This is a genomic window from Microbacterium sp. K35 (genome assembly GCF_004794375.1).
Taxonomy (GTDB): Bacteria; Actinomycetota; Actinomycetes; order Actinomycetales; family Microbacteriaceae; genus Microbacterium; species Microbacterium sufflavum.
The window spans coordinates 19,257-29,460 of record NZ_SSDM01000227.1; the positions used below are offsets into that span (position 1 = coordinate 19,257).

General features: G+C 66.9%; 11 protein-coding genes. 5 read left to right on the forward strand and 6 right to left on the reverse strand.

Going from position 1 to position 10,204, the window contains the following annotated elements:
* The first annotated feature begins 1 nt into the window (after nucleotide 1).
* On the forward strand, nucleotides 2-2,983 hold the full coding sequence (locus DW299_RS08630; protein WP_136036343.1) for a type III restriction-modification system endonuclease: 2,982 nt from the start codon (nucleotides 2-4) through the stop codon (nucleotides 2,981-2,983).
* 258 nt (nucleotides 2,984-3,241) lie between these two features.
* Here DW299_RS08630 and DW299_RS08635 read toward each other — a convergent pair whose 3' ends face one another.
* Nucleotides 3,242-4,318 (reverse strand): hypothetical protein, encoded by a 1,077-nt coding sequence (locus DW299_RS08635; protein ID WP_136036344.1) that lies wholly within the window; start codon nucleotides 4,316-4,318, stop codon nucleotides 3,242-3,244.
* Between the two features lie 159 nt (nucleotides 4,319-4,477).
* Between DW299_RS08635 and DW299_RS08640 the strand changes: the two genes are divergently transcribed.
* Nucleotides 4,478-4,738 (forward strand): hypothetical protein, encoded by a 261-nt coding sequence (locus DW299_RS08640; RefSeq protein WP_136036345.1) that lies wholly within the window; start codon nucleotides 4,478-4,480, stop codon nucleotides 4,736-4,738.
* A 150-nt stretch (nucleotides 4,739-4,888) separates the two neighbouring features.
* Here DW299_RS08640 and DW299_RS08645 read toward each other — a convergent pair whose 3' ends face one another.
* From DW299_RS08645 to DW299_RS08655, 3 genes are all read right to left on the reverse strand, one after another.
* The gene (locus tag DW299_RS08645) at nucleotides 4,889-5,455 is read right to left on the reverse strand and encodes a flavin reductase family protein (RefSeq protein WP_136031245.1); all 567 of its coding nucleotides are present in this window, start codon (nucleotides 5,453-5,455) and stop codon (nucleotides 4,889-4,891) included.
* 189 nt (nucleotides 5,456-5,644) lie between these two features.
* Nucleotides 5,645-6,151, reverse strand: a complete 507-nt coding sequence (locus tag DW299_RS08650) for an NADPH-dependent FMN reductase (RefSeq protein WP_136036346.1) — start codon at nucleotides 6,149-6,151, stop codon at nucleotides 5,645-5,647.
* A gap of 93 nt (nucleotides 6,152-6,244) precedes the next feature.
* Nucleotides 6,245-6,715, reverse strand: coding sequence for a VOC family protein (locus DW299_RS08655; protein WP_136036347.1), 471 nt, complete (start codon nucleotides 6,713-6,715; stop codon nucleotides 6,245-6,247).
* A 147-nt stretch (nucleotides 6,716-6,862) separates the two neighbouring features.
* Here DW299_RS08655 and DW299_RS08660 point away from each other — a divergent pair, with 147 nt between their 5' ends.
* The 3 genes from DW299_RS08660 to DW299_RS08670 all read left to right on the forward strand — a co-directional run bounded on the left by DW299_RS08660 (nucleotide 6,863) and on the right by DW299_RS08670 (nucleotide 8,806).
* A complete protein-coding gene (locus DW299_RS08660; protein ID WP_136036348.1) occupies nucleotides 6,863-8,179 on the forward strand; it encodes a hypothetical protein in 1,317 nt (438 codons plus the stop codon).
* Nucleotides 8,180-8,282: 103 nt separating this feature from the next.
* Nucleotides 8,283-8,600 (forward strand): sugar ABC transporter ATPase, encoded by a 318-nt coding sequence (locus tag DW299_RS08665; RefSeq protein ID WP_136031249.1) that lies wholly within the window; start codon nucleotides 8,283-8,285, stop codon nucleotides 8,598-8,600.
* Nucleotides 8,600-8,806: a DUF2188 domain-containing protein gene (locus DW299_RS08670; RefSeq protein WP_136031250.1), complete on the forward strand. Its 207-nt coding sequence runs from the start codon at nucleotides 8,600-8,602 to the stop codon at nucleotides 8,804-8,806. The genes DW299_RS08665 and DW299_RS08670 overlap by 1 nt, the downstream gene beginning before the upstream one ends.
* 4 nt (nucleotides 8,807-8,810) lie before the next feature.
* Here the strand turns inward: DW299_RS08670 and DW299_RS18985 are convergent, their stop codons facing one another.
* Together DW299_RS18985 and DW299_RS08675 are read right to left on the reverse strand one after the other, a co-directional pair.
* Complete coding sequence (locus DW299_RS18985; protein WP_168442822.1) at nucleotides 8,811-8,969, reverse strand: hypothetical protein; 159 nt, start codon at nucleotides 8,967-8,969, stop codon at nucleotides 8,811-8,813.
* Nucleotides 8,970-9,021: 52 nt separating this feature from the next.
* On the reverse strand, nucleotides 9,022-10,204 hold a 1,183-nt coding region (locus DW299_RS08675; RefSeq protein WP_522731640.1), incomplete at its 5' end, for a helicase domain-containing protein.

A 10,204-nucleotide genomic window follows, 5' to 3' on the forward strand; every position in this document is an offset into this window, starting at 1 on the left:
CATGCAGATCCGGCTCCAGACACTCGAGCATCAGCAGCGCGCGCTCACAGCGCTCACCAAGGTCTTCGATGACGTTGACCTGGATCGTGGCACGCCACCCGAGGCGAACGTGACGTTCGACGTGGCCGACCCTCAACTCGCGCAGAACATTGAGGCGATTCAGTCTGGCGTTCTCGACGGCATCGACCCGATTCCACGTACGTGGCGCAGTCGCGTCGATGACGGTGTGCTCGGCGTCGACGCGAAGATGGAGACCGGCACTGGCAAGACGCTGGTCTACACCCAGCTCATGTACGAGCTCAACCGGCTTTACGGTTTCACGAAGTTCATCGTCCTCGTGCCATCGACTCCGATCAAGGAGGGCACCAAGGCGTTCATGAAATCGGATTACGCCCGAAAGTACTTCGCCGATGCCTATGGTGGCCGGCTGAGTCTTCAGTTGGACGTTCTCGATCCACAGAAGCGCTCCAAGGGACGGAAGATGTTCCCTAGCGCTATCGCGAGCTTCGCACACGGCTCTCGCCTCTCCCGTGGCCGGATCTCTGCACTCCTTATGACCGATGGGATGCTTCTCTCGAAGGCATCGATGTCCACGGACTACGACCAGACCGTCTTGGGCACTGCGAGTGTGCCGTACGAGGCGCTTCGAGCGACCCGTCCGATCGTGATCATCGACGAGCCTCACCGCTTCCGTCGGGAAAACAAGGCGTATCAGGCAGTCGTCGATGAGATTCAGCCACTGGCGATCTTCCGTTTCGGTGCAACGTTCCCGAAGCTCGACAAGAGCGGCAAGGCGGACTACAACAACCTCGTTTTCAACCTCGGTGCCGTCGAGGCGTTCAACGAGCAGTTGGTGAAGGGCGTTCAGATCCAATACCCTGCAGACGCCACCGGCGAAACGACGCGTCTGAAGCTGACCAGCCTGTCTGCGCGGAAGCCGAAGCATGCGACCTTCCAGAATCTGGACACGGGCAAATCCCTCGCACTCGATCTCGACGAATCGCTCGCGATTGCTGACGGGGCTTTCGCTGGCATCACGATCACATCGATCGGCAAGCCTAACCACCCGGTGATTAAGTCGGGCGTCACGCTTTCCAACGGCCAGGTGCTCGCGACTGGCGACATCCTTGCGGCCAAGGTGTACTCGGACACTTACCAGACCCTGATGATGGAGCAGGCGCTCAAGAATCACTTCGAGGCGGAATGGGAGAACTTCCGGCGCACGAGCAAGGTAAAGACGCTCACGCTGTTCTTCATCGATTCGATCGAGTCATACCGCGGTGGTGACGATACGAGTGGACACCTGCGCGTTCGATTCGAAGAATTGCTTGCCACGCGGCTTGCTGCGGAGATTGACAAGCGCAACGACGACGATTCCCCGGTTAGTCAGGAGTATGTCGCGTATCTGCAGGCGTCGCTTGCAGACGTTTCGGCGACCAATGGAGGCTACTTCGCGGCAGACAACTCGACTGCCGACGAGGACATCAAGCGCGAGGTCGATGACATCCTCCGAAACAAAGAGGCGCTGCTCTCGTTCAGCAGCCCAGATGGCGCTCCGAACACGAGACGCTTCTTGTTCTCCAAGTGGACGCTGCGCGAGGGCTGGGACAACCCCAACGTCTTCCAGATCGTGAAGCTGCGCTCGTCGGGCTCCGAGATCTCGAAGCTCCAGGAGGTGGGCCGAGGACTGCGCCTGCCCGTCGACGCGAAAGGATCGCGGCTTTCCGGGGAGCAGTTCTACCTGACCTACCTCATCGACTACACCGAACGCTCGTTCGCAGACTCGCTCGTTGACGAAATCAACTCTGACTCGGCCACGGGACCTGCTCCGGTCAAAGATCTGTTGCCGAAGGTCGCTGCTGAGCTCGGCAAGACAGAAACAGAGCTCTTCATTGAGCTGCTGCAGCTGGGCCTCGTGGACCCGGATAAGAATGTTGTCTCTGGGCGTGAGGACGAGCTTTATGCCGCCTATCCGGCGTTCAACGCGACGGGGCTGAAGCCGGACAAGATCGTGAAGGGCGACCAGAAGGTCAACGTCGGGATCCGTCCCGAACGATATGCGGAGCTCAAAGAGCTCTGGGAAGCAATCAACGCGAAGTATTATCTCCGGCTCGATGACCTCTCCGAGGAGGAGATCGATGCTTGCATCGATGCTGTGCTCGCGGCTGAGATCTATCGGCCGATGGTCGGACGGATCACGCAGGACGTGATAGTCCAGAGCGATGAGTCAGGGCTCGAGGTCCACACCGAGACGAAGAGCACCTTCGACGTGACAGAAACCGTTCCTTATGGTGAATGGCTCAAGAGCATCCACGAGCAGACAGCGCTTCCGATCGATCGGGTACACGCGGGACTTGTGCGCCGGAATGGTCAGGAGGCCCTGGCGAGCGACTTCTTCAATAAGGCGACGCTCGGCGAGTTTGTCGCGCAGTTCACCGAGTGGATGGAGAGGACGTTTATGGAGCGGTTCTCCTATTCGAGGATCGACGGCGTCACAGGTAGCACCCCGCTCACCGACGCCAATGGCGCTCCGCTCGAGAGCATTGTCCAGGGCAACGTTGGTATTCACCGCGACAACATGGCTACTGTCCCGGAGAAGTTTCTCTACGACGCATTCGTCTACGACTCGCCGAAGGAGCACGACACGATTCGCGACTCTACGCTCGATGAGGTCATCGTGTACGGCAAGATCCCTCGCCGATCGGTAAAGGTTCCGCTGTACTTCGGGGGTACTACCAGCCCAGACTTCATGTATGTGCTCAAGCGCGAGGACGGCAGACTCTCACTGAACTTTGTCATCGAAACGAAGGACGTCGAGAAGCGCTCGGACATGCGCGAGAACGAGCAGCTCAAGATGACGGCCGCGAAGCGGTTCTTCGAGTCGATGAGTTCGGAGTCATTCGACGTGACGTTCCAGCCGCAGGTCAAGCGGGATGACATCGCCGTGATGATCAAGCAGCTGCTGGCGGAGCCCAGCGAGTAAGACTCGGCGTTTCCGCGACTCACCGCAGGTCGCTGAACGGATCTACGACGGATTGCACCCCGGGCTCGGCGCATGGGAACGCGACGCGTGAGCCGGTGCCGTCCGCGCTCGGTGACGGATCCGGGTCGCAAACGCTACCGCACACCGAGCACGTGCGGTAGAAGTCGCTCGCCGGCATGCGAATGTCGAGACCATTTGGGCCGTCGATGTGCTCGTACTCCGTGTCGTCGACGATATCGATGACGCCCTACGGCCAATCTAGGTCTCCTCCGTTGACAGCGCTACGGTGTCACTTTCGCCCGTGGGATCGTTGCTGTCAGGCGAGCCATCTTGCGGAGCCGACTTCTTTGACTGGCTCGCAGTGACGAGGCCCTCAGGCCACGGCGTCAGGTGCCCTTCCATACGGTCGAGTGCCTCGTAGCCTTCCAAGAGGTGCAATCCGAAGTATGCGAATTTGTCTCCGTCCGCGCGCGCGAGCTCGTGCAGCACCTCGATCAATTCGTCACGTTCGGGACGCTCTTCGAAGCAGGACATTGCACGGTTGAGCAGATACACCGCTGCGTAGCGCGTCGTCGGATGGGTCTGGTGCGACGGATGGGCATCCTGTTCATCTCCATCTTTCGGCAGGCGGAGGTACATCTCCCGCCACAGAACGGCCAGGGGTGTGAAATCGGGGGAGCCTTCGATCGCCGTGTACATGCCGCGTTTGATGCGCCATCGCTTCCAGTAACTCGACCGCTGCGGACGCTTCGTGCGTCCAGCGACGCTCACGTGACCGCGGATATCCACGCGTCCCTTCGGAGAGCCCTTCAGCAGCCCAGGCACGATGCTCCAGTAGTCGAGCAGGAACGTCACGCGGCCGTAGGGCTCGAGCCTCACCACGGAGTCTGTGACTGCTGCCTCGGATCCAAACGACCCCTCGGTCTCGAACATCCGCGGGGTAGCAGTGTGGTTCTTCTTGCCGTGACGGCTGAACTTGAGCCCGGGAGAGTAGATCGTGACGGCTGAGCGTCCGGGGTTTTCTACGACCAACTGCGCGAGCTCCAGCGCTTCGCCGTTACGGATGACCTCCTGCGCCGGGTGCTTGTTCTGCAGTTGATGCTTTCCCGAGCGGTTCGTCGCGATCATGTACTCCGGATACAGGATCGCGGTGTTGAGGTAGACCTTCACCCGACCGCCGTCCAGGAAGTGTTTCGTCACCTGCCAGCCGAGGGCGCTCAGCGCGATCAGAAAGCTCAGCAGAGATACTCCGAACGCCAAGACCGCCAACGGAACTCCGAGGAACTCGGGGCCCGACGCAGCGGTGGCCGGTAAAGGTGTCGCCGTGAACATCACGGTCGCGCACCTGTGCCCGCACACAGGGCAGCGTTCGGAGCGAAGAGCTTGTCGTCCATAGTCATGACCATAGCGGCGACCTCCCACACACAGAGCGTTTGGCGGTGACCCTCTGCAACCCGCGAGCGCGCGAGAGACTGTCGATGAGGGGGAGCACCCGTGTACGACGATCGCATCTACTACGAAGACCAGGCGGACTGGACCGCGATCGACCGTCAGGGGCTCTGGCGGTACCTGAACCGCCTCTTCCTGTCGCTCGGCCCCAGCGACGTCGCGAAGCCCGAGCCCGATTCGCTTTCGGCGCGGATTCAGGCCCGCCGAACCGGCAAGCGCGACGACGAGATCGCAGCTCTCGACCTCTCGCCCTGTCGTGGCTTGCATGTCCCGCGTGATCCCGCGTCTACCCGCTTAGGGATCTAAGAGTCAAGGGGTCGCAGGTTCAAATCCTGTCAGCCCGACCGAAAAGCCCCGGTGAGAGCATCCTTCTCGCCGGGGCTTCTGCGTTTCCGTCTCTGTCCGAACTGATCGCCTCGCCGCATGCGCACCGGGTGCCCGAACCGCCGCTCCGCCTCAGGGGAGGAGCGAGTGCGCACCCAGGGCGTGCCACGTGCGGTCGTGGTAGACGAGGGCGCGCTCGGCGTCCCGGGCGATGTGCGCCTGCAGGCCGTGCGCGGCGATGACGGTCGAGCCGCCCGCCTCCATCCGGCTCACGACGGCGCAGCGCACCCAGGCGCGGGCTCCCGCGAACACGGGCTCCCCGGTGGCGAGCGGCGCCCAGGCGTTCGTATCGGCGAAGCGGTCGATGCCGCTGGTCGCCCCTAGGCGCGCGAGCTCGATGTCGTCCGCATCCAGGAGGTGCACCACGACCGTCGCGGCCGAGGTCAGGGTCTCCGCCGCCGACGACAGCGCCGACACCGAGAACACCAGCAGCGGCGGATCCACGCTCACCGAAGACACCGACGACGCCGTGAGCGCCACGGGGCCGTCCGCCCCCTGCGCGGTGATCACGGCCACGCCTCCCGGGTGCCCACGGAACACAGCCTTGAACGTGTCGGCGCCGACCGACAGCCGGTCCAGCACGTCGGAGGCGGCACGCTCGCGGGCGGGGGACGAGGACGAAGCGGCGGGGGCGGTCATGCCACGACGGTACGCACGGCCCCCGCGACCGCGCACCCGCACTGCAACACAGCGACACGCGCCGCCACATACCGTCGCTCCGGCTCTCACACGGAAGACCGCTCCTCACATGGGCGTCTGCGTCGATCGTCCTCTCGGACCGTCCCTCGACCGCGGCACTCGCGTTCCGCTCGCGTCACCCGCCCGTGGTCAGTGCGCGAGCAGCGATTCCAGCGCCCGGCGGTGCGGGGCGAGCCACGCGGACACGAGGCGCGTGCGGTCGTCGGCCTCGGCGGCCGGAAACGCGAGGCCGCGCACGGGCACCGTCGCGCCGAGCTCGACCAGCAGGGGGCGCAGCGTGTGCTCGACGGCGAGGGTGTGCGCGGGGGAGCCGATCGTGAGGACGGGCACGGCGACCACTCCGTCCAGCCCGCCCGTGTCGACGCGGTCGAGGAACGCCTTCAGCAGTCCGGTGTAGGCGGCCTTGTACGTGGGGCTCGCCACGACCACGACATCCCCCGTCGACACCTCTTCGACCAGGGCGTCGATCTCGGGGTCGGGCACGACGAAGACCCGGTCCGCATACGCCGCGAGCTCGATCGTGGGCAGCACCTCGGCGCCCGTGAGGTCGGCGAGCTGTGCCGCGACCTCCTCCGCGACGCTCGTGGTGCGGGAGGACGGGTGGGGGTTCCCCACGAGGACCGCGATCGACGTCATGAGTCGATTTCAGCCCGGCGGGCCTGGCCCGGGCAAGCGCAGCGACGCGCGGCGTCACGAAACCCGAGGCCGCACTCGGATCCCGGGCGCGGGTCAGCGGTCGCGGGCGTCGTCCGTCGTGAAGCCCTCGCGCGCCGCGCGCTCCTCCAGCGTCTCCAGCTCCTGGAACAGGGTGATCTGCCACCCGGACGGGCCCTGGATGCGCGCGTTGAGGCTCCGGAACGGCGTCTGCACGGGTGGCGCGATCACGGCGGCACCACCCTCCTCGGCGGCCGCGACGGCCTGGGCCGTGTCGTCGACCTCCAGGGCGATGCGCAGAGCTCCGGGCGTGTGCGGTGCGCCCTCCACCTCGTCGATGTTCGCGGCGTGCGTCGGCGTCGCGAGCTCGATGGTGGCGATGCCCGCGTGCAGGATCGCCACGCGGTCGTCGCCGTCGGTCGCGTAGGCGAGCTGCTCGGGCATGCCCAGCACGTCGCGGTAGAACCGGAGGGCGGTGTCGAAGTCGTCGGTCTCGATGATCAGCCGCAGCTGCGTCGGGGTGGGGGCGGGGGTGGTCGCTGTCATGCCCTCATCCTGCCCGCGTCGAGACGGTGCCGGGGCCGAAACGGGCGCTCGCCGGGGCGATGGCCAGACACGCTAACGTCGTGAGCGGCGCGACGAGGAGGCTCGGCGTGAACGCGGGCAGCGGCGCCGTGACAGAGGAGACCACGCATGAGCGTCGACACGACCGGGCTGCTGCCGCCTGAACCGTCGAGGGGACTGGCGGTCTGGCTGGGCGACGACGAGGACGAGCAGATCTCGCAGCTCCTGTGCCTCGGGTTGTGGCTGTCGGGCCGGATGGAGGGGGACGACGAGGCCGCCGAACAGGCCAGGTTGCTCGGTGTGCCCGTGGTTCGCACCGCAGGCAAGACAGCGCGGTCACGGCCTCTTCCCTGGCTCGCCGATCGTGCACTCCAGCGTGTCGAGCCACGTCGGCACGACGGCGGGGAGGTCGTCTTCGTCGTGGACTCCGACCAACTCGCGCGAACCCGGGTCGATTCATCCGGCGAGGGCAACGAGGGGTCACCGGCGTCAACGGCCGACCTGGAGACGCTGTGGCGGAACATGACGGGATGGCGATCCGCGCGTTCGGCGGTCGCCTTCGTCTCGTTGGCCCTCCACGGCCGGAGGCCGGCGGTTCGGGCGATGGCTGCGGCCGTGCTCACGGGCGTGCGCACCGAGAACGACGACGAGGTCGAGCGCGTGCGCACCGAGCTCCGCGATGCAGAAGGCTATGCGGCGGTGTTCGCGCGGATGGCGGGTGTCCATGCATCCGGTCAGGAGGTTCCGGATGATCTCGACGCGGCCGACGAGTCAGCGGATGGTGCAGACGACGCGGATGTCCACGGCCTGACGGACGGGGAGACGGACGCCGCGGAAGAGGCGACGGCCACGAGCATCGTCGTGCACGGCACCTTCGCCCGGCTCATCCCCGTTCCCGCGCGCTGGTATGCGCCCTCCGCCGCACTTCCCGCTCGGATCCGCCGAGGATGCACACCGAGTCTGTACCGCCGCGGTGACTACTTCCGCTGGACCGGTGCCTACAGGGCTGTTGCGCGTGCCGAGGGCGCGGCCGATCTCCTCGAGTGGTGCCGGCTACGCGGGATCGCAGAACTCGACACCGTCTTCGCGCACAGCCACGGCGGCAGCATCGTCCTCGAGGCGATCGCGCAAGGTCTGCGTGTGAAGCTCCTGGTCCTGCTGCACACCCCGGTCATTCCCCGACCGGACAGTGAGTGGAGGGACATGCGGACGCGCGTCGGGCGGATCGTCGAGCTGCGCACCCCGCTCGACTGGGTCGTCCACCTCGACCGCCTGTTCACCAACGCGCGCAACGCGATGCCCCCGGCGATGAGCGCGATCTCACGGACGCTCACGCCCGCGGTCACCGGGAGTCTTCGGTTCAGCCACACGCGCTACGTCGAGGACGACGTGTGGAAGTCGCTCGGTCTCACGAACGACATCGCGTTCGAGCGCACGTACGTCTGACGCTTCCCGGACGCGAACGTAGCCGCTGTCCGTCTCCCGCTCAACCCCCTCGGCACCGGGAACCCCGGGCGGCACACTGGGCGGACCGATCGAAGGAGGAGACATGGCATCGACACCCGACGACGTCGGCGGTCAGCCGCTGCGCGACGGCGACGCGACCACCGAAGCAGACCCGCGGGACGATCCGGCGCAGGCGGAATGGGAGCGCACGGAGGCCCTCGACGACGGCGCCTCCGCCGACGAGCTCGACACGGCGACCGCGACCGGGCGCGACCCGGACGAGATCCCCGATCCCGACGACGAGGTCCCCGCGGACGACCTGCCCGGCTCCGGCCCGCAGCCCGAGAGCCAGGGCGAGGACCCGGTGCTCGCCGACCTCGGCGACGAGGGACAGGGCGACCTGGGCCCCGGTGACGTGTGATGGCCGTCACCGCCGTGGTCACGCGGTCGAAGAACGGCCAGTGGGTGAACGAGGCCGAGGGTGCTCCGGAGCTCTCGCGCAGCTACGCCAGCCGGGATGAGGCGATCGAGGAGGGGGAGGCGCTGGCGTCGGAGCACGGCGTGCGCCACACGGTCGAGATCAGCGAACCGACCGGCACGATCGTCGACCAGGACGACAGCGTCTGAGCCCTCAGCGCAGGCGGCCGAGGTCCTCGCGGTCCCGCGGCTCCTCGCCGTCCTGCGGCTGCTGGAGGTGCCCGCACTCCGGGCACCTCCAGCCGCCGGGCACCGCGAGCATCACCACGTCGTCCTCGGGACAGTGCGGTGCCGTGCGCGCGGCGTTCGTCATCGTCTCAGGGTAGAACCGCCGGCCCGCGGCGGATAGCGACCTTCGTCCGGGATCACCCGAGCAGGATGAGCTCCCGCGTGCTCCGGGTCATCGCGACGTAGCGGTCCACCGCGCCGGTCAGGTCCTCGCCGAACCGCTCGGGGTACACCAGCACCACGAGGTCGAACTCCAGTCCCTTGGCCGAGGTCGGCGTGAGCGAGCGCACGCGGGCGGTCGGGGCGAACGAGGAGTCCCCGATCACGCAGGCCACACCGTCGGGGTTCGCCGCGAGCCAGTCGTCGAGCACGGCGGGCAGCTCGGCCACGGCACCGGTCCGCACCGGGATGCCGCTCTCGCGCACCGAGGTCGGGACGTTCGCGTCGGGCAGCGCCGCGAGGATTCCGGGGGCCGCGACCGCCATCACCTCCGCGGGGGTGCGGTAGTTCACCCCGAGGTGGGCCACGCTCACCTCCCGTACGCCGACCCGGGCGAGCCGCTGCTGCCAGGTCTCGGTGAAGCCGTGTCTCGCCTGGGCGCGATCCCCGACGATCGTGATGCTGCGCGAGGGGCACCGGGCGAGCAGCATCCGCCACTGCGCATCCGTGAGCTCCTGCGCCTCGTCGACCACGATGTGCCCGAACGGCCCGGCGAGCTCGTCCGGCGGCAGCACGGGCGGTGCGTCCACGCCCACGAGCACGTTGCGGGCGTCCTGGCCGCGCAGGATCGACATCACCTTCATCTCGCTGTCGTCGTCCTCGATCAGGTGGTCGACCACGTGCGACATCTGCTCCTGCGCCGAGGCGATCACGGCGTCGCGGCGGTGGGCGGCTCGCACGGCCTCCGGGTCGCCGATGCGCCGGTGTGCCGCGTCGAGCAGCGGGAGGTCGGCGTCGGTCCAGGCATCCGGACGGTCGCGCTGCAGCAGCGTCACCTCGTCGGGGGTCAGCGCGGGCGCGCACGCCCGCAGGAACTCGGGGGAGCTCCACAGCCGAGCCACCACCTCGCCCGGTGTCAGCAGGGGCCACGCGCGCACGAACGTGCCGGTCAGCTCGTCGTCCTGTCGCAGCCACCGTCGCACCGCGTGGGGCGGCACCTCGTCGTCGTCGACCTGTTCCACCAGCAGTTCCAGCAGCTCTTCCCACACCTCGTCGCGCGCCTCGTTGTGGGTCGCGGCGGGGTCGGCACCCGCGAACACCTCCGCCCACTCCTCGCGGCTGAGCCACAGGTCGGCCCACGGGGAGTCGAGGCGCGTCGCG